The 25,402-nt window shown below is 41.8% G+C and carries 26 protein-coding genes; 13 read left to right on the plus strand and 13 right to left on the minus strand.

Going from position 1 to position 25,402, the window contains the following annotated elements; all coding sequences use genetic code 11:
* Positions 1-272: 272 nt before the first annotated feature.
* From KHS79_RS02320 to KHS79_RS02330, 3 genes are all read right to left on the minus strand, one after another.
* Entirely contained in the window at positions 273-2,393 is a 2,121-nt protein-coding gene (locus KHS79_RS02320; RefSeq protein WP_212716304.1) for a carboxy terminal-processing peptidase, read from the minus strand.
* A 420-nt stretch (positions 2,394-2,813) separates the two neighbouring features.
* On the minus strand, positions 2,814-2,990 hold the full coding sequence (locus KHS79_RS02325; RefSeq protein ID WP_157365338.1) for a hypothetical protein: 177 nt from the start codon (positions 2,988-2,990) through the stop codon (positions 2,814-2,816).
* Positions 2,991-3,203: 213 nt separating this feature from the next.
* A complete protein-coding gene (locus KHS79_RS02330) occupies positions 3,204-4,520 on the minus strand; it encodes a M18 family aminopeptidase (RefSeq protein ID WP_212716306.1) in 1,317 nt (438 codons plus the stop codon).
* A 55-nt stretch (positions 4,521-4,575) separates the two neighbouring features.
* Between KHS79_RS02330 and KHS79_RS02335 the strand changes: the two genes are divergently transcribed.
* The gene (locus tag KHS79_RS02335) at positions 4,576-5,727 is read left to right on the plus strand and encodes a tRNA-queuosine alpha-mannosyltransferase domain-containing protein (protein ID WP_212716308.1); all 1,152 of its coding nucleotides are present in this window, start codon (positions 4,576-4,578) and stop codon (positions 5,725-5,727) included.
* A 164-nt stretch (positions 5,728-5,891) separates the two neighbouring features.
* Here the strand turns inward: KHS79_RS02335 and minE are convergent, their stop codons facing one another.
* The 3 genes from minE to minC are packed head-to-tail and all read right to left on the minus strand — an operon-like array spanning position 5,892 to position 7,772.
* Positions 5,892-6,161, minus strand: coding sequence for a cell division topological specificity factor MinE (gene minE / locus KHS79_RS02340; RefSeq protein WP_027706504.1), 270 nt, complete (start codon positions 6,159-6,161; stop codon positions 5,892-5,894).
* A 6-nt stretch (positions 6,162-6,167) separates the two neighbouring features.
* Positions 6,168-6,977 carry a septum site-determining protein MinD gene (gene minD / locus KHS79_RS02345; RefSeq protein ID WP_027706503.1) on the minus strand — a complete coding sequence of 270 codons (810 nt, stop codon included), beginning with the start codon at positions 6,975-6,977 and terminating at the stop codon, positions 6,168-6,170.
* A 54-nt stretch (positions 6,978-7,031) separates the two neighbouring features.
* Positions 7,032-7,772 (minus strand): septum site-determining protein MinC, encoded by a 741-nt coding sequence (minC, locus tag KHS79_RS02350; RefSeq protein WP_051310622.1) that lies wholly within the window; start codon positions 7,770-7,772, stop codon positions 7,032-7,034.
* 224 nt (positions 7,773-7,996) lie between these two features.
* On the opposite strand from minC, the gene lpxL reads away from it, so the two are divergent.
* On the plus strand, positions 7,997-8,911 hold the full coding sequence (gene lpxL / locus KHS79_RS02355) for an LpxL/LpxP family Kdo(2)-lipid IV(A) lauroyl/palmitoleoyl acyltransferase (RefSeq protein WP_212716310.1): 915 nt from the start codon (positions 7,997-7,999) through the stop codon (positions 8,909-8,911).
* 157 nt (positions 8,912-9,068) lie between these two features.
* On the opposite strand, the gene rapA is transcribed toward lpxL, so the two are convergent.
* Positions 9,069-11,951 (minus strand): RNA polymerase-associated protein RapA, encoded by a 2,883-nt coding sequence (gene rapA, locus KHS79_RS02360; protein WP_212716312.1) that lies wholly within the window; start codon positions 11,949-11,951, stop codon positions 9,069-9,071.
* A gap of 136 nt (positions 11,952-12,087) precedes the next feature.
* A complete protein-coding gene (locus tag KHS79_RS02365; RefSeq protein WP_027706500.1) occupies positions 12,088-12,381 on the minus strand; it encodes a YebG family protein in 294 nt (97 codons plus the stop codon).
* An 861-nt stretch (positions 12,382-13,242) separates the two neighbouring features.
* On the opposite strand from KHS79_RS02365, the gene KHS79_RS02370 reads away from it, so the two are divergent.
* The 5 genes from KHS79_RS02370 to KHS79_RS02390 all read left to right on the plus strand — a co-directional run bounded on the left by KHS79_RS02370 (position 13,243) and on the right by KHS79_RS02390 (position 16,385).
* Complete coding sequence (locus tag KHS79_RS02370; RefSeq protein ID WP_212716314.1) at positions 13,243-13,554, plus strand: BolA family protein; 312 nt, start codon at positions 13,243-13,245, stop codon at positions 13,552-13,554.
* Positions 13,555-14,010, plus strand: coding sequence for a hypothetical protein (locus KHS79_RS02375; RefSeq protein ID WP_212716316.1), 456 nt, complete (start codon positions 13,555-13,557; stop codon positions 14,008-14,010).
* 187 nt (positions 14,011-14,197) lie between these two features.
* Complete coding sequence (locus tag KHS79_RS02380) at positions 14,198-14,638, plus strand: acyl-CoA thioesterase (RefSeq protein WP_212716318.1); 441 nt, start codon at positions 14,198-14,200, stop codon at positions 14,636-14,638.
* A complete protein-coding gene (locus KHS79_RS02385; protein WP_094786509.1) occupies positions 14,635-15,699 on the plus strand; it encodes a DUF2804 domain-containing protein in 1,065 nt (354 codons plus the stop codon). The genes KHS79_RS02380 and KHS79_RS02385 overlap by 4 nt, the downstream gene beginning before the upstream one ends.
* A gap of 35 nt (positions 15,700-15,734) precedes the next feature.
* Positions 15,735-16,385 (plus strand): ion channel, encoded by a 651-nt coding sequence (locus KHS79_RS02390; protein ID WP_051310615.1) that lies wholly within the window; start codon positions 15,735-15,737, stop codon positions 16,383-16,385.
* Here KHS79_RS02390 and KHS79_RS02395 read toward each other — a convergent pair.
* Positions 16,382-17,023 carry an O-methyltransferase gene (locus KHS79_RS02395; RefSeq protein WP_027706496.1) on the minus strand — a complete coding sequence of 214 codons (642 nt, stop codon included), beginning with the start codon at positions 17,021-17,023 and terminating at the stop codon, positions 16,382-16,384. The two genes, KHS79_RS02390 and KHS79_RS02395, sit on opposite strands and share 4 nt — an antisense overlap.
* Positions 17,024-17,208: 185 nt before the next feature.
* Here KHS79_RS02395 and KHS79_RS02400 point away from each other — a divergent pair, with 185 nt between their 5' ends.
* Positions 17,209-17,487: a SelT/SelW/SelH family protein gene (locus KHS79_RS02400; protein ID WP_212716320.1), complete on the plus strand. Its 279-nt coding sequence runs from the start codon at positions 17,209-17,211 to the stop codon at positions 17,485-17,487.
* Here KHS79_RS02400 and KHS79_RS02405 read toward each other — a convergent pair.
* From KHS79_RS02405 to KHS79_RS02415, 3 genes are all read right to left on the minus strand, one after another.
* Positions 17,484-18,158, minus strand: coding sequence for a TIGR04211 family SH3 domain-containing protein (locus KHS79_RS02405; protein WP_212716322.1), 675 nt, complete (start codon positions 18,156-18,158; stop codon positions 17,484-17,486). The two genes, KHS79_RS02400 and KHS79_RS02405, sit on opposite strands and share 4 nt — an antisense overlap.
* 282 nt (positions 18,159-18,440) lie before the next feature.
* Complete coding sequence (locus tag KHS79_RS02410) at positions 18,441-18,740, minus strand: YciI family protein (protein WP_027706493.1); 300 nt, start codon at positions 18,738-18,740, stop codon at positions 18,441-18,443.
* Between the two features lie 8 nt (positions 18,741-18,748).
* The gene (locus KHS79_RS02415) at positions 18,749-19,345 is read right to left on the minus strand and encodes a septation protein A (protein ID WP_027706492.1); all 597 of its coding nucleotides are present in this window, start codon (positions 19,343-19,345) and stop codon (positions 18,749-18,751) included.
* A 283-nt stretch (positions 19,346-19,628) separates the two neighbouring features.
* On the opposite strand from KHS79_RS02415, the gene KHS79_RS02420 reads away from it, so the two are divergent.
* From KHS79_RS02420 to rluB, 5 genes are all read left to right on the plus strand, one after another.
* Complete coding sequence (locus KHS79_RS02420; protein ID WP_094786513.1) at positions 19,629-20,501, plus strand: PHP domain-containing protein; 873 nt, start codon at positions 19,629-19,631, stop codon at positions 20,499-20,501.
* A 24-nt stretch (positions 20,502-20,525) separates the two neighbouring features.
* Positions 20,526-21,152 carry an L-threonylcarbamoyladenylate synthase gene (locus KHS79_RS02425; RefSeq protein ID WP_027706490.1) on the plus strand — a complete coding sequence of 209 codons (627 nt, stop codon included), beginning with the start codon at positions 20,526-20,528 and terminating at the stop codon, positions 21,150-21,152.
* A gap of 439 nt (positions 21,153-21,591) precedes the next feature.
* Positions 21,592-22,491, plus strand: a complete 900-nt coding sequence (locus KHS79_RS02430; protein WP_084611053.1) for a segregation and condensation protein A — start codon at positions 21,592-21,594, stop codon at positions 22,489-22,491.
* Positions 22,488-23,486, plus strand: a complete 999-nt coding sequence (gene scpB, locus KHS79_RS02435) for an SMC-Scp complex subunit ScpB (protein WP_212716333.1) — start codon at positions 22,488-22,490, stop codon at positions 23,484-23,486. The genes KHS79_RS02430 and scpB overlap by 4 nt, the downstream gene beginning before the upstream one ends.
* Positions 23,487-23,599: 113 nt before the next feature.
* Positions 23,600-24,439 (plus strand): 23S rRNA pseudouridine(2605) synthase RluB, encoded by an 840-nt coding sequence (gene rluB / locus KHS79_RS02440; protein ID WP_407704209.1) that lies wholly within the window; start codon positions 23,600-23,602, stop codon positions 24,437-24,439.
* Between the two features lie 9 nt (positions 24,440-24,448).
* On the opposite strand, the gene KHS79_RS02445 is transcribed toward rluB, so the two are convergent.
* A complete protein-coding gene (locus tag KHS79_RS02445) occupies positions 24,449-25,396 on the minus strand; it encodes a GGDEF domain-containing protein (RefSeq protein ID WP_094786515.1) in 948 nt (315 codons plus the stop codon).
* Positions 25,397-25,402: the final 6 nt, after the last annotated feature.

Consider the following 25,402-nt stretch of genomic DNA (forward strand, 5'->3'; position numbering starts at 1 on the left):
TAAAGTACATTTCAATCTCGTTTACATATCTATCTATTTCTTCGGTAAGTTTATCCTGTAACCACTATTTGCTGATCTACAAGCATTGATGGTGAATTACTTTACTTTTCCATTAAGAATACCTAGTCAGCTTTATGCATATAGTCTGTTGTTCCTTGTCATGCTGCTAGCTAGATTTACTATCAGATAAGCCTTAGAGGGAAGGGCTGGGGGCAGGTGAAGCTATTAGCCAAGGGGTGACTAATAGCTTGGTTAAGAACTAAATGTAACAATCAAAATACGCTATCATTGGCGGCAATACGTTGTTTTAGTTGGACATAGTCAACCAGCACGTTGCCAGCTTCGAACAAGTAGGCATCATCTTCAACAGGTAGATCTTCTTGCTCTTTTAGGCTTTCTTTTTCAGCTGCTTCTTCAAAGTCAGAGTAGCTTTTGTAGGTATCTTTTCCTTTTGCTTTGCGGAAAGTGTTTTCCATTGCTAACCGCTGTTCCTGGCGCTGCTGTAACTCTTCTTGCCGCTGTTTTTGGTTTAGAGAGATTTTAGTTTGTTTTTCAAGTTCTCTTTGATAATTCAGTTGGTCTTGAATGTAGATAAAATCAGGACTGATTTGTATCCGCTGATTATGCTTCTTTTGTAGCAACATTATTTCAGGAATATTAGCTTGATATGGAGTATGGCGAACAGGCTTGATGGTATCCCATGGTAAGGCATCTGGTAATGAGCTTTCACCAATTTCTTCCGTATTGTAAACAGCAGGAAAGTGAATATCTGGCATGATGCCTTGGTGTTGAGTACTTTGTCCTGATACACGATAGAATTTTGCCAGAGTATATTTAAGCTGACCGTGATTTAATGGTTGAATACTCTGCACTGTGCCTTTTCCAAAGGTTTGACTACCTACAACCAGCGCTCGACGATAGTCTTGCATAGCACCAGCAAAAATTTCAGAAGCAGACGCACTTAAGCGGTTAACGAGAACAACCATTGGGCCATCATAATAAATTGAGCCATCTGGGTCTTCTTGGGTATCAACCCGGCCAAGGCTGTCTTTAACAACAACAGTAGGACCTTGTTTGATAAACAATCCGGTCAGTTCGTTTGCTTCTTGCAGCGAACCACCACCGTTGTTACGCAGGTCAATAACCAGACCATCAACTTTTTCTTTTTCTAGCTCTTTTAGGAGTCGTTTTACATCACGTGTAGTGCTTTTATACTCAGGTTCACCTGCTTGAGCTGATTTAAAGTCAATATAAAAGGTTGGAATCTGAATAATACCAACTTTAAATGATTTGCCTTTTTCCTTTATAGTGAACAGTTTTTTCTGAGCTGACTGTTCTTCAAGTTTAACGGTGTCCCGCTTTATAGAATAAACCTTTCCGGGGCCAGTAGTGTCACTGCCAGATGGAATGACCTCTAACCTTACAATGGTGTCTTTTTTGCCTCGAATCAGCTCAACAACTTCATCAAGCCGCCAACCAATTACATCAACCATTTCACCGTCAGTTCCCTGGCCAACACCTACTATTTTATCTGCAGGCTTGAGTTGCCCAGCCTTGTCTGCAGGCCCTTTATTTACAAGTCGAACTACTTTTGTATACTCATCTTCAGACTGCAAAACAGCTCCAATACCCTCCAGCTTTAGGCTCATGTTGATATCAAAGTTTTCTGCTCTGCGAGGTGAGAAGTATTGAGTGTGAGGGTCATAGATTTGTGTAAAAGCGTTCACAAAAATTTGGTAGGCATCTTCATTATTGTTTTGATGGAGTCGATTAAGCTGATTATTGAAGCGTTTAGTTAGCAGTTTAACGATTTCTTTATCTTCTTTACCGGCTAACCGTAAGCGCAGAATACGATCCTTTAAGATTTTCCGCCATAAACTTTGCTGGTCTGCATGTGTTGCTGTCCAATGTGCATTTTTTCGGTCAGTCTCTAGGGTTTCGTTTATTGCAAAATTAAAGCGGCTAACACCACGTTTTAATAGCTTGAGGTTGAAAAGTAGATGTTGTTTAACACGAGCTTGGTAACGATTAAACATTTCAAATGCATGACGCAGATTGCCTGTTTTCAAATCGTTGTCTAGTTTATGACGGTATTTTTCAAATTCATTAATGTCTTGAAGAAGGAAATAGCGTCGGTCAGGATCCAGGGTTTCTAAGTATCGGTCAAAAATTTTAACTGAGCTCTGATCGTTAAGTGGAATCTTTTCATAATGACGGCGTAGTAATTGCACCATATTTACAGTGGCCAGCCGTTGATCTTCAGTAGGCGTTAACTCTTGCAAATTCAGCTGCTCTGCAGGAATAACCTTTGCGATCGTGGCCAGTGACAGACTTGTCATGGTTGTAAATAGTAGTGCATTTAGTAGCTTGCTTTTACAGAGATTTAATGCCATTGGTTAATGCTCGATACCTTTCCGATACTTATAGTCTTTTTATGCCCTATTTTGAGAGCCTGTATGCATTAATAGTTCCCAGTTTCCTACTTCCAGGAGGGGGGATGTTTGCAATCATAACCTGTTTTAAGTGTTAAGTTTAGCCCATTTATGATTGCATCAGCCTTGAACAACTGCATAAAAGCTAAGAGTTGAATCTCAGAACTGTCAATATGTGAGCTGGAAAGCTTATGAGGTGAGAGTAAGCGCTTTATGTGGGAGTGAAGGTGTAAACAATAATGACGTGTAATTTGAGGAAATTGTTATAAAAGCAGTAGTTAAAATTGCTAGATAATATAAAGCCACTTAACTTTTAACATTAAGTGGCTTAAGGAAATCTTGTCATTTAGCTATGTAGAGCTTTTGAGCTATTTATTATAATTAGTTGTAGCCTCGAACAAAGTTTGCATTAGAGTCGTGTTCAATATCAATTTTAGTTGTGAACTTAGACTTAAGAAGAGTAGCTGTTGAATTTTGATTATTTTTTGCTGAACGTTTTCCGAAGCGATGGCAGGCGATGTGGTCAGCAAAGCTTGCTCTTTTGGTTCTGGTAGGCATTTTGAGCTCCAAGCGTTGGTCGTGCAAGTTCTGGCTGCTTCAGATTGAGTTACTGGCTTATCTCAATCAGTGATGGTTATTTTAGCACCAATTTGGTGTGAACTAACTCCGTATGAATACGTAAATGTTGATAGTACTGCGACTTTATTTTCATAAAATCGCAGCTTTTTTATTGCGGAAAGGTTAGATCTTTGGTGCTACATGTGGAGAGATTTAGGAAGGTAGCTCCGTAGTTTTAAAAAAGGCTTGTAATACATTATTTAATATATAGCCATCTTGATTGCCTGCAAGCTCCCTAGGTGAATGCATTGCAAAAGTAGGAACCCCAATATCGAGTGTTCTTACACCCAATTCTCCAGCAGTTATAGGGCCAATGGTTGAGCCACAGGCCATATCTGTTCGAACAACAAATGATTGGAAAGGAACTTGTTGCTGTTGACTGAGCCACTTATAAATAGCTGCTGTTTCACTGTTTGTTGCATAGCGCTGGTTGCAGTTTTGCTTAATGACAGGACCTTTATTAATTATTGGACCATGGTTTGCGTCATGCCGGTCAGCATAATTTGGATGAATTCCATGAGCGTTATCAACGGAAATCATAAGTGAATTTGCCATTACCTGGGCTGCGGTAATTGGGCACCCCATAACTCGAGTAAGTGTTTGTTGTAGGAAAGGTCCCTGTGCTCCACAGTGGGACTGGCTGCCAACTTCTTCATGATCATTACATACCAACAGGCAAGGTACTTCGTTTTTTTGATATTCACTATTAAGTAAGGCATGTAACCCAATAAAACAGCTTAATAAGTTATCAAGCCGAGCACTAGCAATAAACTCTTTGTTTAAACCAACAAGTGCTGGGGTCTGACTATCATAGAAACTAAGTTCATAATCTAAAATCTCTTTAATATCTTGATAACCTGCACCATTAAGATGACTAATTAATAATTTACTAAGAGTCGGCTTATTTGTGTTGTCTTCAGGTATCAGGCTTAAAATAGGTGGAATATCTGTTTGCGGATTAATAGAGCGCTCTTTGTTGGCATTTCTATCTAGGTGAATGGCTAAACTTGGAATGACCGCTATAGGCTCTTCAAAATTAATAAGTGCACTGCATACTTGCTTTTGGCTATTTAAAAAAGTAACACGGCCCGCCAAGGATAAATCACGGTCATACCAAGGGTTTAATAAAGCACCACCATAAACCTCTACTCCTAGTTGCCAATAATTTTGTTGGTATAGATCGGCATTTGGCTTTACCTTAAGGCAAGGACTATCGGTATGAGCGCCCACTAAACGCCAGCCGTGTTTGGAGTATTCTTGACTACCAGTTGTAAAGGCAATAATGGAAGAATCATTTCGTGTGATAAAATATCCTTGAAAGTCTTTAAGTGACCAGCTTTCACTTTCTTTTAAAGGTATAAATCCAGCATTTATAAGCAGCTCTGTCATACTTGAGACAGCATGAAAGGGTGTTGGGGAAGAGTTTAAAAACTGCAGAAGCTGGTGATTGAAGTCTGATAATGTACTCATAAGTTACTCTAGATCCATAATACAAGCTTTGTTTTATTCATATAGTGCCAAAGCTATGCCAGAAAACAATACACCAACTATTTTTCCTAAACGCATTTTGCTTCTCTCTCCATATGATGCAGTGAGTCATTGTTATTGGCATAAAGGACTCGTGAAAGCCTTTCCTGCAATTGAATGGACAGTATTGACTTTGCCTGCACGTTTTTTTTCGTGGCGGATTCGAGGGAATAGCTTGACGCTAGGGCTAGGCTATCGAGATATACTACTTCAGCCGTATGACTTAATCATCGCTACATCAATGACAGATCTGTCAGCCCTGCGGGGAATGGTACCCACACTATCTAAAATACCTACAATTCTTTATTTCCATGAAAACCAGTTTGTCTACCCTATTCAAGAAAATGTGGTTGACTCTGTGGGCGCTCAAGTGATTACACTTTACTCAGCATTAGTGGCTGATTGTGTGGTGTTTAATACAATCTACAATCAGGAGACTTTTTTATATGGAGCAAAAAAATTATTAGGCCAGTTGCCAGATGGCGTGCCAGTAAATGTGATACCAGAAATAGTCCAAAAGTGCAGGGTAGTACCTGTCCCTCTCCAAGAGGATCACTTTTTTCAACTTAAACCTACAGTACCTGAGCAGAAGTTACAGATCATTTGGAACCATCGTTGGGAGTATGATAAAGCGCCGGAACGCTTTTTTTCAGCTATTGCTCAGCTAGTGACTAAAACAAGGAATATATGCGTTCATGTCGTTGGACAACAATTTAGAAATAAGCCAACGTGTTTTGCTGAGTTTTATCAGAAATACGCAGATATAGTGGGGAAATGGGGATTTGTTGAGAATCGTGAAGAGTACTATCAATTACTGGCCAGCAGTGATGTTGTAGTTTCTACTGCATTGCATGACTTTCAGGGTATAGCTATTCAAGAAGCGGTGGCTTTAGGGTGTATTCCTGTTGTGCCAAATCGGCTGGCCTATCCTCATTTATTTGCTGAAGATTACTGCTATCCATCAAATACTGAAGCCCATGAGCAGGAGGCAGAGCACTTAGTAACGCGCTTATATCAACTAGTGATTGCAAAGCAACAAAATAAATTGCCCCAGGCTCCTATGATGCAAAAGTGGTACTGGTCTTCACTAAAAGAAACTTATGCTTCTTTATTTTCTGAAGTATGTGTGGCACGACTGGCTGAAAAATAAATCTTGTTGATATTTAGGTGGGTAGCCAAAGGGGCCAGCAAGCTAATGGTCTGGTTTCAATAACTATAAAACAGTTATTGTGAAAGACACTATCTCATGGTACTGGCCGAGGTATGAGGGTGGATACGACAGGGGACTACTTTTGTTTTATAAAAACAACTAAGCTACTCTTGAGCAGGTGCTGTCTCTGGTAGTGTTACATTCAGCTCCAAAATTGCATAGTCATCAAGGCTGTCAAAGTTAACAGCGACATCTTCTGGATTGATTGAAATATAACGACGCACGACCTCTAAAATATCACGCTGTAAAGCAGGTAAGTAGTCTGGCCCGTCACGGGTGGCACGTTCATGTGCCACAATGATTTGTAGGCGCTCTTTGGCCATTGATGCACTGGCATCTTTTTTGGTGTTTTTAAAAATCTCAAAAAAACTCATGATGGGTTAGCCTCCAAACATCCGCTTGAGCAGGCCTTTCTTTTGCACTTCAAGAAAGCGGTGGGGCAGATCTTTACCAAGAAATCGATCTACTGAGTCAGCATAGGCTTGTCCTGCATCGCTTTCAGCGTCATGAATAACCGGAATACCTTGGTTGGATGCTTTAAGGACGGCTTTTGACTCAGGAATTACACCTAATAATGGAATAGCTAGAATCTCTTCTACGTCACCAACACTCAGCATTTCACCGCGGTTTACGCGTTCTGGATCATAGCGGCTCAGTAGTAAATACTCTTTAACAGGTTCTAAGTCTTGCTCAGCTCGTATAGATTTGCTTTGCAAAATACCTAGGATTCTATCAGAGTCACGAACTGAAGAAATTTCAGGGTTGGTGACAATAATGGCTTCATCAGCATAATAAAGTGCCATAAGCGCACCTTTTTCAATGCCCGCAGGTGAGTCGCAAACGATATAATCAAAGGACTCGCGAAGCTCTTCTAAAACACGTCCTACGCCTTCTTTTGTTAAGGCTTCTTTATCTCGTGTTTGAGATGCAGGTAAAACAAATAAATTGGCAATACGTTTATCTTTGATGAGAGCCTGCTTTAAGTTTGACTCTTCGTTAATAACATTAACGAAGTCGTACACCACTCGACGTTCACAGCCCATTACTAAATCAAGATTACGTAACCCCACATCAAAGTCGATGACAACAGTCTTATAACCACGCATTGCTAAACCTGTGGCAATAGCTGCACTGGTCGTGGTTTTGCCAACGCCACCTTTGCCTGAAGTGACAACAATTATTTTGGCCAACGTAGCACCCTATAAAAAATTAGTTTCTAGCGGAATTTCTCAAAAAATTATTGTTTAAAGTGGAAGGATCTGCAAGTTTTCTCCTTCACGAAAAATATGAGCACCTTTTTGCCAAAAAGATTGGAATGGTGCCATTTCAGTCATATAGTGTCCTGCAATTGCTACGAGTTCTGCAGCAAACTGTAAGCAAAAAATACCAGCTTTTGTGTTGCCTTCTATTCCTGCAAGTGCTCGCCCTCGAAGCGGTCCGTAAATATGAATATTACCTTTTGCCAGTAATTCAGCTCCTGCACTGACTGGGGCAAGGACAATTAAGTCCCCTTCAGGTGCGATAACCTGCTGACCAGAGCGCACAGGTCTATTAACAACAATATGTGTTGGGCTTGCAGGCTTTGGTTCTGGGTTAGGTGTTTGCTCTGTGATTTGACGTTGTGGTTTGCTGATTGGTTCGTCTGACTGTGCTGAAAGTGTGGGTAAATAGGCAATTTCTATTGATTTAAGATAAGGACGCCAGTGCGCTTGTGCTCGAATTGCTATTATTCTTAGGCCCATTCGTTCACATTCATGAACGATCGCGTTAACATTGCACGTTTTCTCCGGCAGAGCCACTTTCTCAAGGCTTAATATCACTGGCATGTCATGGAGTAAATTAGGGGCAAGCTGAGCTTGTTCTGTCAGTTGAAGCCGAATTATTTCCAGCTCAAGGCTTAGTAGCTCTAGCGTGGTTAGTGTCAGTCGGCTTCTTTTTAACTGGAAACCAGTTGTATTATTGGGTTGAGAGGCATTCGCAGTCATTGTTTGCGCATCAGTTAGGGTTTGCTGAATTTACCTGTTTCATTAGTGATTAAATTACACGACACGAGTTTATTAAGCATTGTATTGGTTCAGCGGTCATTATTTATAATGTCAGCATGAGTAACTGTAGTTGTTTTTAGCATCAATTGCTATTTTATTAAACGTGCATGTGTCAATGAGGCTATTCATTGAGCACTGTTTGTCATAAGTATTTGAGTGTTTTTATGGAGCCTTTGAAATTTTCTAAGCAATTTTTCCATCCGCGATTTTGGTTAACCTGGTTGGGGTTAGGGGTTATGTGGTTGCTTTGTCAGCTACCCTATACATGGATTCAGTTTATAGGAAAAGGTTTAGGAAAAGTTGCGTACTATCTGGGAAAACAGCGTCGCCATATTGCAGAAACCAACATTAAGCTGTGTTTTCCTGAGCTATCATCAGATGAGCAAGCTGCACTGGTGAAGCGGAGCTTTCACTCTTTAGGCATTAGTATGCTGGAAACGGGAATGGCATGGTGGTGGCCAAAGTCACGGTTGGCAAAATATGTGGTATTTGAGGGTAAGGAGCATCTTGAAGCATTAAAAGACCAAGGTGTGTTATTAGTTGCAATGCATTTCACAACTTTGGAGATTGGAGCAGCCCTGCTTGGAATGCACTTTCCAATTGATGGCATGTACCGTAAGCATAAAAATCCAGTATTTGATTATATACAAAGGCGAGGTAGAGAGAACTATCACCCTTCTTCACGAACAATTCCTCGAAAAGATATTCGCACAATGCTTAAAGCACTTCGAGACGGGCGCATTGTGTGGTATGCCCCTGATCAGGATTATGGTCCCAAGCAAAGTGTTTTTGTTCCTTTTTTTGGGGTTCAAGCCGCTACTGTTACTGCAACATCAAAGTTTGCTCGAATGGGAAAAGCTAAAGTTGTGGTATTTTCTCAGCAACGTTTACCTGGGAATAAAGGTTATTTGGTTACTATACATCCGCCATTATCAAATTTTCCCTCAAAAGACGAAGCAGCAGATGCGCTTAGAGTAAACCAGTGTATAGAGCAAGAAATCCGTAAAAAACCTGATCAGTATATGTGGCTGCATCGTCGATTTAAAACACGGCCAGAGGGAGAGGCTAAGTTATATTAATTTCAGCGTTTTTCGGTTAGGAGATTTTTGGTTAGGAGTGTTAAAAGATACCTCGATAAAACTATGCGAGAGGTATCTTTACGACGTGATTAGTTTAATAGCAAGGCAGTAAGTAGGGCGTTAGCGGCACCTACTTGCTTTATGTTTTCCAGACACTTTACCCGGCAAACATTACACGAACTGCATCAAGTCGAAGTTGAGCCTGAGATAATCCAATGAGACCTGATGCGATAGTTTGCTGAAGATGTGTTATTTCTTCTTCTCGAATATTAGGGTTTACCTCTTTTAGCGCTTGTAAGCGCTCAAGGTCAGATTCAAGTGTTGTCCTAAAAGCCTGAGTAGCTGACTGGACAATAGCCGGCATCTGTTGTGCAGCAGTGTTTTCTGCTTGCTTTAATGCTTGCATTATGGGTTCATGCTGCGCTTTGATTAGTTTTCGTGAGGTCTTTTTCTTTATCGGGTGGAGTTGGGCATCGAGCGTCTCAAAATTAACACTAGTATTGAGATCATTACCTTTAGGATCAATCAACGTGCGAATGCTAGTGGGTGGTAAAAAGCGTTGTAATTGCTGGTGATCTGCTGGTGGAGCGACTACATAAATTGCTTCGACTAGCATAGTTCCAGGCTTCAGAGCTTTATTTTTGAGTAAGGCAACGGTGGTATTACCAAACTCACTATCCAGTAGCATCTCCATTCCATTGCGCACGAGAGGGTGCTCCCAGGTCAGAAAGTGCATATCTTCACGGCTCAGTGCAATATCCCGATTAAAGGTCATCGTCATACCTTCTTCTTGTAAGCCTGGGAATGAAGGTACTAGCATTTGCTCGCTGGGTCTTACGACAATGCAATCTTTTGAGTGATCTTCATGATCAATACCAAAGCAGCTAAATAATTTTTCTGTGTATTTACGCAGTTTTTTTGCGCTACCTTCATTTTGTAGCGCATTGATTAGGTCAAAACTTTTTATATTACCTTGAGAGTTGAGCTCAAGAAGTCTATCTCTACCTTCATGAAGGTTATGGGCAATTTGCTTTAGCTGCTGTTGGGTATTTTTAAGTAATGCTGGCCATTTATCATCTTCCAATGGGTTTGTTTGCTGGCATAGCGTGGTAATTTCGTCCTGAAAAATCGAGTATAACTGAGTGCCAGCAGGGCACGTATCCAGAAAAGCATTTAAGCCATCATGGTACCAGCTATAAATCATGGCTTGAGTTGAGCCTTCAAAGTAAGGCACATGAATTCTAATAGCTTCAGTTTGGCCAATTCGATCAAGTCGACCAATACGCTGTTCAAGCAGATCAGGGTTGAGTGGCAAATCGAATAAAACTAAGTGATGAGCAAACTGGAAGTTGCGACCCTCACTACCAATTTCTGAGCAAATTAAAATTTGTGCGCCATATTCCTGGTCTGCGAAATAAGCCGCTGCACGATCCCGCTCAATGATTGACATACCTTCTTCAAATACGGCACTTGGTACGCCAGAACGAACACGAATAGCTTCATCAAGGTCAAGGGCTGTTGTTGCATTAGCGCAAATAAGTAATATTTTTTCGCCTTTCAATGCCTTGAGTAGTGTAAGCAGCCAGTCAATTCTTGGGTCAAATCGCCACCAAGGGTCTTTATCATCAATAGTAATTCTTTGTTGGTATGCGATTTCAGGAAAGAGAAATTCCTCTAGCTTGTCGCTATCTTCCCATGCCAGCGTGTAAAGTTCGGGGGTTGGCTGAGGATAGGGTTGTACGAGCCTGCCTGGAAAACCATGAACACCTGCACGTGTATTACGAAATAGAACACGACTGGTACCGTGTCTATCAAGCAGTATATTGATGAGTACTGACTTTGCTTGTTCTCTCTCGTCATTATCTTTAGATGTTTGGATAATGCTTATTAAATCTTGTGCTTTGTGCTGTTCGGTGGAGGTAAATGTCAGTAGTAATTTGGCAGTATCTTCACTCATTGAGTCAAACTCAATTAAGCTTTGAACGGCTTTTGCTACAGGTGCATAGGCGATTTCTTCTTCTATAAATGCTTCTAAGCTATGAAAGCGTTCAGGATCTAACAGCCTTAATCGAGCAAAATGGCTTTCCTTTCCAAGTTGTTCGGGCGTTGCTGTCAGCAGTAGTACACCAGGTGTTGCTTGTGCAAGCTGCTCAATGCATAAGTAAGGTACGCTAGGTTGTTCTGCAGACCAGGTTAAGTGGTGAGCTTCGTCAACAATCATTAAGTCCCAGCCCGCCTTGCAACATTGGTCATGATAAGCTGAGTGCTGGGTGAGAAACTCCAAACTTGTAAGTACAAGCTGAGCACTGTCAAAAGGATTGTCGTCAGGGTATTGCTGACAGCGCTCTAAATCAAACAGGCTAAAGTGCAGGTTAAAACGACGAAGAAGTTCTACAAGCCACTGATGCTGAAGAGTTTCAGGTACTATGACTAGCACGCGCTGGGCACGCATTGCTAAAAGCTGTTGATATATGATTAACCCGGCTTCAATGGTTTTACCTAGTCCAACTTCATCGGCAAGTAATACACGGGGTGCTGTTCGCTGTCCAACTTCGTAAGCAATATGCAGCTGGTGAGGAATTAATGCTGTACGTGAGCCTACTAAACCCAGAAGCTTAGAGCTAAGTAGCTGGTGATTATGTTGTAATGTTTTATATCTAAGTGAGAAATGTTGGTTTTGGTCAATTTGTCCAGCCAACAGTCGTTCTTGGGGTTTATTAAATGTGATGAAGTTACCCAAGCATGATTCAGGCACTTCGACAGCTTTGCCTTGTGTGTCATTACCAGTATATGTGATTAACTCATTGTTAATCGCGACATCAGTGACCTCAATTTGCTCCCCTTCATGATTTTCGATGGTATCTCCCACATTAAAAACCACCCGGGTCAAGGGAGCATTATGAATAGAGTAAATCCGTGTGTCGCCAGTGGAAGGAAACAATAGCGTGACCAGGCGGTTCTCAAGCGTCAGAATGGTACCCAGGCCTAGCTCTGTTTCGGTATCACTAATCCAACGTTGTCCTGGAACAAATGTCGTCATGCTTTACGCCTACTACCTCTGAAAAAAAGCCGCTATGGTAGCTGATCCTGACAGAATGACAATAGGGAGGTGAGACAAATAATAACTGTCAGACTGGCTTACAAGGCAGAATAAAGTGTAAGCCAGTAATGCAGCATTATGCCTCCTTTTTCTCAGCTTTTTTGGTGGAGGCTTTCTGTTCCGCCTGTGGCTCTATTTCCAGAATAAGCTCAGGCTTACCTTTTATTGCTTTAGCAATCGTTTCTTTGTTTTGAGCGAAAAGCAAACCAATGTCTTCAGCAAGCTCTTCATCTAATGTCGCATAATGGCGTTCTAACATGTGTGTGATGTTTGCCGCCAGTTCTAGCATTTTATCGTGCTCTTCTGCAGCTTTTTTATCATCAAACATACTGCCATCCCTATCACATTTCCACATGGGTATTACCGGCATGGGTCACCTCGTTTGAATTTACACAGGATAAGGGTTGTGTTGGTATCCCTAGAGTAAAGCGCATACTGTATAAAATGTCAGTATTGATGTCTATTATTAACTGAGGCTTGTTGAAACTTTTAAATGTGAATTATTTATTTCTGCTAAAGAGGATAACTTACTGGTTTTGGAAAAACTGCGGTAAATCAATAGAAAATATAGTGTTGTTTAGTTATTTGTTCGTATTGACTCGGGTCAAATATCCTTTGTAGGAATCAGTGCTAGGCTTACAACATAGATAAAGTATTAGTATAAACCGCTTAAGTAATTCAAGACAGATGGTGTTTTTAGGTAAATGTGCTTGGTTTGTAAAGCACGATAACAGTAGTAATAAGCATTAAACGCTGTGATATGTAATGTAAAAAACAATTCAAGTCTATTTTATTCAAAGGATAGGTGATCAAATACTTGAGAAATGCACTGTGGTGGTTGTTTTAAAACAATACGTGTTAACGAGCTGAATAATATTACTGAAAAACTTAAGGAGAGCCTGCGGTACAAGAATGAACGCAAGAATTGGTAGATAATAATCATTAATTATTGCTCGGCTTTTGGCTGCATACAACAAAAAGCAATGGGTGGGTTTTACCCGCTAATACATATCAACTTGATATGTCCTTAGAAGACAGGTTTGACAGGTAAAAGAGGTCAGGTCCTTTTAGCTGTTCTGCCTGTCTTTTTCTTATGAGTCCCTTCCATCCAAAAACAAGAGTCCACTTATTCCCTGTACCTTGCCACTTAACCCTAGTCTTTATGCGTGTATGGTGTACGTTAATTCTGTTAGGCTTTCCTTAATTGTTTCTTAGTGCTGAGGGTTCGTGCATGAGTGTGCAAGATACCATTATGAGCAAGCTAAATGAGGGCTTGCAGCCAACATATTTAGATGTGCAAAATGAAAGTTATATGCACAATGTCCCACCAAATTCAAGTACACACTTTAAGGTTACTGTTGTCTCTAATGCCTTTGCAGATAAGCGCAGTGTGGCTCGCCATCAACAGGTTTATCAATTACTTGCTAATGAACTAGCGGGTCCGGTGCATGCGTTAGCGCTTCATACCTATACGCCAGATGAGTGGCAAGCAAGATCGGCCAGTGCTCCACAATCACCCAACTGCCAGGGTGGGCAACATTAAATGTGTGGCGGGGTTACGTACCAACAAGCGGAAGAAACAATTCGTACTTTTTTCCCAAATCCGAAAAGCTGTTTACCTGTTCGTAACAAACGTGGTCAGGTATTACTTATTCCCTGGGGACGAAGGGAAAAACAACCTGGTTTTACACCTTTGGGTGGTTGGGCTCGATTGGAGTCAATTTATTCTGGAAAGTGGAGTAGCTATAACCCTAGGCCAGTCAAGATTATCATCGATGGGTTTATGGAAAAGGACCAGTTGGGGAATAGTCAGTGGTATAGCTTAGGTAAAGATGAGTTTATTCAGGGTTTATTGGTCGAGGATGCTGGTATTACACGAGTCTATGTTGTTACAGTCACAGACCCAAAGTCGCAACATAAAAGTGCACGCTGGCCTCGTATCTTAAAACATCAGGAAAAGACCCTAACTGAGTCATCTTCGACTCACTATTTTGAATGAGGATATTAAGTAGGTAGTGTTTAAAGGATTAAACAACCTCTAAGTTTGCGGAAAGACGGCTGAATTAAAACCAAAAAGTCACATTTCATAGCAGGTTTCCTGTTGCAGCTTGGATACAATTCGCTAGCTGAGTATTTTATTAATTAGGCTTGTGTAGACATAATGGTGAAGTCCAGGGAGTTGGTTTATGGCATCATCTTTCAATATTGCTTCAATGCCTGTGGTTCTTGAAACAGCAGTAGAATGGGGGCAGATGGATGCGTTAGGGCACATAAATAATACCGTTTATTTCCGTTATTTTGAAAATGTTCGCATAGCCTATTTTGAGCGTCTACTGTTGGGCAATTTATTGGATGCACAACACCTTGTGCCTGTTCTGGCTGAAACCTCCTGTCGCTTTAAAATGCCACTGGTATATCCAGACAAGCTGGTTATTGGAGCGAAAGTAACGGAAATACTGACTGACAGGTTAAAGATGCAATATGTTGTTTTTAGTCAAAAAGCACAACGTGTTGCAGCAGAGGGATTTGGAACTGTAGTTTGCTTTGATATATCAAAAGAAGCAAAAACTGCGTTGCCTGATCATGTGGTTGAAGCTATTCGTAAACTAGAAGGGAGCCAGGTTTGAGCGAAAGCATGCTGATCGATCAACATCAATCTGTAGTGCAGTTCCCTGATACAAAGCTTATCCAGCAAAATGGCCAGCCAAGGTTTGGGATTATAGATTACCCGGTCTCTGAAATTAATTATCGTGATTGTCGCCTATTAACACCAATGGGAAAAGCAGCATCACGCTGGCAGCGTTGGTTTGGTTTTAATGCATTTCAATATTACGGCATTATCTCGCCTGAGATCGTTTTAGGCTGTGCCCTGGTTGATACTAAACTTGTGGGGCTGGCTTTTTGTTATTTGTACCATCCACCTTCTAAGCGTCGGTGGGCACTGACATTTCATGATGTACTGAGTCAAAACTGCCATTTAAGTTTAAGTCCTGATGAAGGCGGTAGTTATTTTAAACGTGGAAATCGCGTTATTGTTATGAAATATGATCGGTTAACGCGTACTAAGTCACTGCGTATCGAGCTACCAAACCTCAATGTAAATTGTGTATTTGATGAGGCTATCCAGCCCATGCAGCCACTACGAATTTGCACTCGCTGTGGTCCCTCTGGTTGGGTCTATGCGCAAAAAGTGGCTGGTCTGGCAGTTCAGGGTGAAATCGATTGTAAGTGGGGGCACTTTGATTTATCCCAAATACAGGCATCAGCACATCATGATTTTTCGGCTGGCTATATGCGCCGGGAAACATTTTGGAATTGGGCGTGTCTTGGGGGAAGGTTAAGCTCAGGTGAATGGCTAGGGTTGAATTTATCTGCGGGTGTCAATGAAACAAGCTTTACTGAAAACTGCTATTGGCTGGATGGGCAGCTGGGAAAAATTGATCATATACATTTTGATTATCATGTTGATGATATTTATTTGCCATGGCATATCACATCCTATGATAAGTCGCTTGATTTGACCTTTACGCCTCTTGGAGCGCATCGAGAATGTTTAAATTTATGGTTAATGGCAACTAATTTTCATCAGCTTTATGGCTATTTTTCAGGAACGATAGAGACCGGGCAACGTACTATTCAAGTCGATAATATTTTAGGGTTTGTTGAAGAGCATTATGCAAAGTGGTAGAAAAGTGATAAGCCTATGGCATAAGGGTGCTTTAAATGAAAGTCAAAGTCCCTCGTTATAGTTTTGCGTCACTTTTAGTAGCCCTTATTTTAGTCGCTATTATATTTCCTTTAATTCCTGAGCTTATTACCCGCAGTGTTATGCTGAAAGCCAGTTTAACATTGTTGTTGGTATGTTCTATTTATGTTTTTAGCCATGATCGGCGAGCCTTTATTTCATCCCTGATACTAGCTATTCCCACTGCAATTACGGGTTGGGTATCAGTGAGCCGAGGGACACCAACCTTTGCGATGCTGGATACCTTTTTATATATTGTATTTTTTGTGTACGTCATTATTCGTATGATTAAACTCGTGTTTGCGAATACGGTGATTACGCGAGATACCCTCTATGGCTCTATGTGCATTTATCTATTGTTTGGTATTTGGTGGGCGCTTTGCTACAGCTTTATTGAGTTGCTCCATCCTGATTCCTTTCATGGCATTAATGCGGTGGATGGTTACGATGTATGGGGGTTTATCTATTTTAGTTACGTTTCTTTAACTACACTTGGCTTTGGCGATGTTGTCCCTATCAGTCGAGCAGCGCAGTCTTTGACTGCACTGGAAGCGGTTGTTGGACAGTTTTACTTAGCTGTTTTTGTTGGGAGGTTAGTGGGTATGCATATTTCCCAAAAAGTGGCCTAACACTTACGTATGATATTCACTCCATCACGAATGCTTAGCAAGACATTTTCAAGAGCATCACTTTCGGCAACATAGTGGTTTAAGTCAGCAACAGCCTGATCTCTCTCATCACTAGGTGCTAGAACGTTACCTTGCCAAAGGGCGTTGTCCACAATAACGAGTCCACCCTTTCTAACAAGAGGAAGTGTGGCATGTAAGTAATTGGTGTAATTTTTTTTGTCAGCATCAATAAATACTAGGTCAAAAGTAATGTCTGAAAAGGAGCCGATGGTATCCAGTGCTTTACCAAAACGAATATCAATTTTGTCGCCATGAGGTGACTGCTCAAAAAATGCTTTAGCAAACTCAACGGCTCGAGGGTTAGTTTCGCAGCAAATAATTTTGCCATCGTCAGGTAATGCTTCAGCCATAGATAGTGCTGAGTAACCAGTGAACATACCAATTTCAAGAATAGTCTTGGTTTGGCTGATGCTAACGATCAGTTTTAATAGGCGTCCTACCTGCCTACCTGATAATTTGACGGGATACCCCATATTTTTATTGGTTGCTTCAATGAGAGAGAGAAGCAAGTCAGACTCTTTGGTTGTGTTTTGATGGCAGTAATCTTCAATATCAGGGTTAACAAGATAGTCCAACATAATAATGATCGCGTAAATAGAGTAATAACGGCCAGCTAGTTTAGCCTGTCCTTTGTGGAATAGCTATTTGCTTTAGTTACAAAAATCGTTTTAATTGAGCGGGTTTGTAGCTGGTTTTTCAACCACATTAAAGGTTAGTCAAGATGCAGTTAAAGTAGCTGCTATCAGGTTGTACTGAGGTTTTTATGAAGAATAAACCCTTGATAACGATTGAGTATTGTTGTCAGTGTCAATGGTTACTTAGGGCTACTTGGTTAGCTCAAGAGCTTTTAAGTACATTTGCTGAGGATCTAGCAGGAGTGACCCTTAAACCATCACATGGTGGTCGTTTTTATATCTATGCAGACGATGTTCTGCTTTGGGAGCGTAAGCGCGATGGTGGTTTCCCCGATGCAAAAACGCTCAAACAACGCTTACGCAATTATTTTCAGCCAGAAAGAGACCTGGGGCATATCGACCGTTAAAGCCACTCACTTTGTTTTTGGCGCAGTCTAACTCTAGGCAGTATTAGCCCTAAGGTGATGCCTAGAATCATGGTGCCTGCGCCATACAAGAACCACTTTAAGTAGGCCATTTGAGATAGTTTATTATTTTCTTTTTGTAAGGCGCTAATCTGTTCTGTGAGCTTAACATGTGTGTCACTGAGGGTTTTATTTCGGGCCACAATTTGTTGGGTGTTTTTAGTCATGTTCTCCAGTGATTGAAGGCGTACTTGAATGGCTTGTTTTTCTTCTTTTAGCTGATCATTTAGGGTGATGACACCTTGGTTTTCAGTTTTAAAGTCAGTAATAATCTGCTCTAATCTATTTTTTTCAGCGGTTAAAGACGATACATCATTTTGTAGCTCTGTAAGCTGAAGTCTGGCAACAGGCTCTTCAACCAAATATTGATTTTCAATATAACCCTCTAACCCTGAAGGTGTTTTTACTAAGCTATAGCCTTTTTCAATCTCGTAGGCCAGGATCTCAAGTTGAGTACCTGTTTTTAGGCCTGAATGTACAATTCGGTAACTACTGGCTGGCCCTGCTCTAAGGGGAACATAGATTTCATCACCAACATATCCAATTCGGGCTGCTTGAGCTGGTAAGGGAAATATAACTATGACTGCAATAAATAAAGTTGCAATGCTTCGCATTCGGCCCAGCTCCCTGTATGTGAAAAAAAACGTATTTTTTGGCATCGTCCAGAATAATCCATTCAGTTGTGGACACTGTTGTTGAATACGGTGAATCCATTCTTTAAATGTAATGAAAGGAAAGACTAAGAGGATATCACAGTTTTTTTATGAACTTGAGTTTAAAACGCGTTAAGGACTGTGGGGGGGAAGCCTGCCCCATTCTAGAAGAATACCATAGTGTTAGTACTCAAATTTTAGTGGGGCAGGGTAGTCTGCGGAAACAAGGATAGCTTGCAGAAATTAAGGCAAAACTTTCTTAAAAGGTTTTACGGTTGTTTTGGCGTATACACCTGCTTTGATATAAGGGTCATCATTTGCCCAGCGCTTAGCATCTTCTAGTGAATTAAACTCAGCAATGATAATACTGCCGGTAAAACCCGCTTCTCCAGGGTCGTTGCTATCAATAGCTGGTGTAGGACCCGCTATGATCAAACGACCTTCCTCTCTAAGTAGCTCCAGTCGGGCTAAGTGCTGTGGACGAGCTTGCTGGCGTAGTGGAAGACTATTTGGGACGTCTTCAGCGATGATGATATATAGCATAAGGCTTGTTAGTCTTGTTCTTCGTTGATCATTGCGGGTTCGGCTTTTTGCTCAGTCTCCATGTAGCGAGACAGTGGCATAATCAATGCAACCATAAAAACAAGTGTGATGCCGGTTAAACCAAATAATTTGAAGTTAACCCAGGCTGACTCACTAAACTGGTAAGCAACATATAGGTTGGCAACACCTATTGCAGTCAGGAACCCAAAAACACCTAAATTGAGTTTGCTCCAGGTTGTTGTGGGTACTGCTTGGAGTTGAACATTTGAGCTTTTGAGCAGGCCTTCAAGACTGCGTTGGGTAAGGTTTTTTTTTCCCCAGAAGTGAGAGATCAGTACTGCTGCCCCCATAACCCAATACAAAATAGTGGGCTTCCATTGTAAAAAGGCAGAGTTGTCAAAAAGGAGGGTCATACCGCCAAGGACAGCAAGTAATCCCGCAGAAATAAGGTGAATACGTTCAATCTTACGGTGACGAACCCAGCTGTAGGCCATTTGCACACCAGTAGCCGCTAAAATACTGATGGTTGCCAATAAAAAGTCGCCTGTTAGCTTATATACCGCGAAGAAAACGATGATTGGGAGTAGATCAACAAAGAATTTCATTGCGTTTCTGTCACCCTGGCTAGATAAGTAGGTGTATATAGTACTTTATTTTCTTAGCAATCTAAATAAAAGTCTATCTATCATCTTTTGGATTGCTGATGGTTGCTTTATTAGTGTTGTTTTTGGGGTGCTTTTTTAGGTACTTAGGAATTGATACTACAGCGGTTAGAACCCTTAAACATCAGTTTAGTTCAAACGAATTGTCCATGTCGGTGTAATGACATTAACGCACATGAAATGAAAGCTGTTACTATGAGCAAAAGTAAGTAAAAAGAGAGTTAATGTGCTGTACGATTTGCACACCCACACAACAGCCTCAGATGGTCTTTTGTCCCCTTTAGAACTGGTTGAACGGGCAATAACCCAACAAGTTGATGTTCTGGCAATCACTGATCATGACAGCGTAGCTGGCATTAATTGGCTGAGCCAGGCATATAGCTCAGAGCTGCAAGCATTATCGTTAACCATTATTCCAGGTATTGAGTTTTCCTGTGTTTGGCGAGGAATCACATTACATGTTTTAGGTTTAAATATTAAGCTGCAATCATCCAGCTTTCAGCAAGCTCTCACTTGTCAGCGTCAAGCGCGGCAAATGCGTGCAACTAAAATTGCTGAGCGGCTAGTGAAAGTGGGTGTTACTGACCCATTGGAAGGGGCGCTAGAGGTTGTTCGACAACAAACAAAAGGTCTTTTTTCTGACCAAGAATTACAGCTAGGTCGTCCACATTTTGCTGAACATATGGTTCGTTCAGGCTTTGTGGAAACACGTGATCAGGCTTTTAAACGGTGGTTAGGGGCTGGCAAAATTGGTGATGTCAAAAGTCAGTGGCCAGATTTACAGCAAGTTGTCACCTGGATTAGAGAAGCTGAAGGCCAAGCCGTACTGGCACACCCCGCTCGTTATAAAATGACCAATACCAAGCTACGTAACTTATTACAGCAGTTTAAAGCCTTTGGTGGTCATGGGATGGAAGTAGCCACTGCAGGGGTTACACCTGATCGTTTGGCTTATTTAGCTCAATTAAGTTGTGATTATGAGCTTCTGGCATCCTGTGGTAGTGACTTTCATGGACCTGCGACCCACTGGGCTGATGTGGGTAAAGTACCGCTATTACCAAAACAGTGCCGACCAATTTGGTCTGCTTGGTCGCTTTGAATAAAAAAACAGTAGGTAAATACTGTGAGCCAATTTTTTCAGATACATTATGAAAATCCCCAGCAGCGTTTAATACGACAAGCTGCAGATATTATTCACCAGGGGGGAGTGGTCGTTTACCCAACAGATTCTGCCTATGCTATTGGTTGTCATATTGGTGATAAAAAAGCTGTTGACCGTATTCGTCGTATTCGAAACTTAGATGATCGTCATAATTTTACACTGATGTGTCGTGACTTATCGGAGCTTGCTATTTATGCGCGTGTGGAGAATACGGCTTATCGTTTATTGAAAGCCTACACGCCAGGGCCTTATACCTTTATTTTGCAAGCAACACGAGAGGTTCCTCGACGTTTAATGCACCCAAAGCGGCGAACAATAGGTTTACGTGTGCCAGACTTTGCAATTACTCAAGCATTGTTAGCCGATTTAGGTGAACCGCTTATGAGTACCACTCTTATTATGCCTGGGGATGAGTATCCGCTTATTGACCCATATGAAATGCGTGACTTGCTGGAACATCATGTCGACCTGATTATTGATGGTGGTTTTTGTGGAATGGAGCCTACCACTGTGGTCAATATGGTAGATGAAGTGCCTAGTGTTATTCGTGAAGGTAAAGGTGATGCTACACCTTTCTTACAAGCGTGAGTGCATGTTTGTTTAGTCTGCTGACTTCTGGACCAACTATTTTCTTCTAAGCTGATTATAGAGTGGTTAACGCCTGTCGGTTAATCATCTTAACAGTGCGGCATGTTTTCATGTTTTTCAGGAAGGCAAATAAATGCACAGCCTGGAACTTTCATCATAATTTATTAAGAGGAGTGTACTCAAAAACAGGTGCAGGATAGAGTCTGTTTTGCGAAAATAGACTGTTTAGACAGCTAAAGCTGAATAACTGAATACTGAGTAATAAAGTAGCGGTTGCAACAGTGTTTAAAGTAGTTGTCATAAATACAACTAATATACTTCTAGTGTTGATTGAGGTTTACACAATTCAAACCAACCTTTTGCAGGATTTGAGTAAGCCCAGCATAAACACATAATAAGCATGTTTAACTCTGTGGCGCTTTCGTTAGGAATGCATGATATGTCAGAACCAGTGTCTCAACCGGAAAATACTACAGCCGACAGTGCGCTGGACCACCAAACTGACTTGCTTTCAGAAAGCCAGGCTTATCAGCGTCGCTTTCGACAAACGCCTGAGCAGGCTGAGCTACCATTTGCAATTGTGCAAGGTGAGCCTGTCACAGAAATACCGCAAGACTTGTACATTCCTCCAGAAGCACTTGAGGTTTTTCTGGAGGCATTTGAAGGCCCCTTGGACTTGCTCTTGTACTTAATTCGACGACAGAATGTCGATGTTTTGGAAATATGTGTTGCTGATATTACGCTGCAGTATATGGAGTATGTCGAGCTTATGAAAGCTGTCCACTTTGAGCTGGCAGCAGAGTATTTAGTCATGGCCGCTATGTTGGCAGAAATTAAATCACGCATGCTATTACCTAGAACAAGTGAAGAGACTGAAGAGGAAGAGGAAGATCCTCGTGCTGAATTGATAAAGCGCTTGTTGGAATATGAGCGGTTTAAAAAGGCGGCGGAGTCCATCGATGAAATACCACGGCAAGGACGTGATATTCATTTAGCAAGAGCTTTGCCGCCCCATATTGTGCATGATAAACCTCAGCCTGATGTGGACTTAAAAGAGATATTAGTTGCCTTTGCTGGAGTATTGAAACGTGCTGAGATGTTTGAAAGCCACCAAGTAGAGCAGGAAGCACTTTCAACACGGGAGCGCATGTCTCAAGTTTTGGGTGCTTTATCGGCTGATCATTTTACCCCTTTTGTTGCCCTTTTTTCCCTGGAAGAAGGACGGTTGGGTGTAGTGGTGACCTTTTTAGCTGTTCTGGAATTAATTAAAGAGTCCCTTATTGAGCTGGTGCAGACTGAGCCATTTGGGGCTATTCATGTAAAAGCGCGTGCCTCATGACAGATTTTGACGTTACTCTAAGCATGATTTTGGAAGGTGCATTACTTGCATCACCAAAGCCACTAACCATAGAACAGATGCGACTGTTGTTTTCCGAAGGTAGTCGTCCTGAGCCTGATGCAATCAAACAAGCTCTAGCTTCCATTAGTGAACAGTGTGAGGGGCGTGGATTTGAACTCAAGGAAGTTGCTTCTGGCTATCGTTTTCAGGTGCGAAGTCAACTGAGTGAGTGGGTTGGCAAGCTGTGGGAAGAGCGTCCCCCTCGCTATACGCGTGCTTTACTGGAAACGTTGGCACTGATTGCTTATCGACAACCCATTACCCGTGGTGAAATAGAAGATATTCGTGGGGTGAGTGTAAGTTCTTCCATTATCAAAACGTTGCAAGAGCGTGAGTGGGTACGTGTAGTCGGGCACCGTGATGTCCCTGGCAGACCTGCGATGTATGCAACAACACGTCAGTTTTTAGACTATTTTAATCTGCAAAGCTTAGACCAATTGCCTCCACTTGCAGAGATTAAAGAAATGGCCGCGAATGAAGAGCTGGCGTTAGATGAGCCTATAGAACAGCAAGCTGGCTCTGCAGAGGATATGCAGGATAAGCCGATGGCTGCAGAAGCGCTGTTTGCTGAGCTTGATGAAATGGAACAGCAACTACCTGAGCATTTTGATCAGTTGTTATCTGGTCAATTTGAGCCTGAAGCCTGTGAGGAAGAAGCCGTTAATAAAGAGGAAGATGGCGGCTCTGATCCTCTTTCTGAAGACGCTTCAGCTATCATACCGCCTGAAAATGCAGGAGAAATGACACTGGCAGAGGAAACCGAGCAAGCCCAGGCGCGTGCAGCTGCGTTTTTAGAGAAGCAGCTGCAAGAAGAGCAGGTACGAAATAGGGTTGGCGAGGCTGAGTCAACTGCTCCTGAGTCAACTACGCTTGAAGCCAGTACCGATGATGTAATAGATGCATCTACTGACCAACAAGATGGTACAGCCTCGTAAGAGCCGCTAATTAATACAGATATCCTTAATTCAGAAACTGAAAGCTTACTGTCTAATTGGGTAGAAAGCTTTAATTATTGAAAACAGTTGCGAGTAAAAACGAAGTGGAAACGGTGAAGTTACAAAAAGCCTTGGCACAAACTGGCCTGGCTTCCAGACGGGAAATTGAGCGATGGATTGCTGAAGGTCGTGTCCAGGTGAATGGGCAAACAGCGACTTTAGGTGTGCGAGTTTCTAACACTGACCAGGTTAAAGTGGATGGCCGGTTAGTGACAACTAGCTGTGGTTCTGAACATCGTCGTGTGCTGGTGTATAACAAGCCTGAAGGTGAGGTGTGTTCAAGAAAAGATAACGAAGGACGTCCTACTGTTTTTGACCGTTTACCAAAGCTTAAAGGAGAGCGCTGGATAAATATTGGGCGCTTGGACATAAATACTTCAGGTTTATTATTGTTTACCACTGATGGTGAGCTGGCAAACCGCCTGATGCATCCTTCATATCAAATAGAGCGAGAGTACGCTGTTAGGGTTATGGGAGAAGTAACGCCTGAGATGACACAGCGCTTATTTGAAGGCGTGACGCTGGATGATGGTCCTGCCCGTTTTACAGACATTGTTGACTCAGGTGGCGATGGTATTAATCACTGGTTTCACGTTGTGATAATGGAAGGTCGAAACAGAGAAGTGCGCCGCCTTTGGGAGTCTCAAGGAGTTAAAGTAAGCCGCTTGAAACGTGTGCGTTATGGTAACGTCATTTTAGCGAGCAGAGTTAAGGTGGGTGCTTGGGATGAACTTTCTCAGCGGGAAGTTGATGAGTTAGCAAAACTGGTAGGACTAAGTGCTAAGCCTGTGCCAACCCATAGTAAACAAGGAAAAACTGACTTACAGCGACAGCAGCGCAAACACACTGCGAGTAAGCCAAAGAAAAAGAAGCCTTCGCGTCCGTCGCGCTAATCTTTACAGTTAGCTGCTAATAACAACATTTCGACCAGATGCTTTAGCACGGTACAAGGCTTGATCGGCTCTATTAAATAAGTCTTGTATCGTATCTTTTGCTTCAAGTGTTGAAGTGCCTAGGCTTGCCGTTAGTGGAATGGCAATGTTGTTATACTGGCACTGCATATCCTCAATACTTTTACGTAAGCGCTCTGCAACCACTGCAGCTGCTTTCTTACTGGTTTTTGAGAGAAGAACAATAAACTCTTCGCCACCATATCTAAAAACCATATCGACATTTCTTAAACTGTTATGCAGGCAGGCGACGGTTTGTTTTAGCACATAGTCTCCAGCGCTATGACCATAACTGTCATTGATTTGCTTAAAATAATCCAGGTCTAATACCAGTAAGGATAAAGGCTGTTTTTCCCGCTTGCAGACTTGTAACTCGCGGTGAAGTGCATTATCTAGGGCTATACGGTTGCCTGCCCCAGTGAGTGGGTCATAAAGAGCCGCCTGGATGGCAGACCGGTACTGTAAAGCATTACGCAGTGGGCATACGACATACTGTAGTAAGTCTTCTAAGCAGGTTAATTCCTCTTCAGTAAAGCGCTGCTGACGATAGCCAATGATTTCTCCAAGTTGGTCAGTTTCAGTGATTATTCGATAGCTACAGCTGTGGTGTTTGGTTTTGCCACAATGGATCGTTAAGTCATACTCCTTGTGAAGATAGGTAAGACCATCTAACTCAATCAGCCCATTAATGGTGTTAAACAGCTGCTGAATCAGGGTATCAATTTCCAGTGATGACTGTAGCTTTTGAATAAACTGCAATCGCTGAGTTACTGAGAGGTTATCAGTATAGGTTGGATGAAGCGGTTTTATATTAACCTTAGCGTTGGGCGAGGCTTGTCCATTGACTGCGGTGAGCTTTCTTGACTTGCTCAAATGTGTTTGCTGCACAGGTTGATTCATAACGAC

The sequence above is a fragment of the Zooshikella ganghwensis genome, from assembly GCF_018263875.1.
In the GTDB taxonomy this organism is placed as follows: domain Bacteria; phylum Pseudomonadota; class Gammaproteobacteria; order Pseudomonadales; family Zooshikellaceae; genus Zooshikella; species Zooshikella ganghwensis.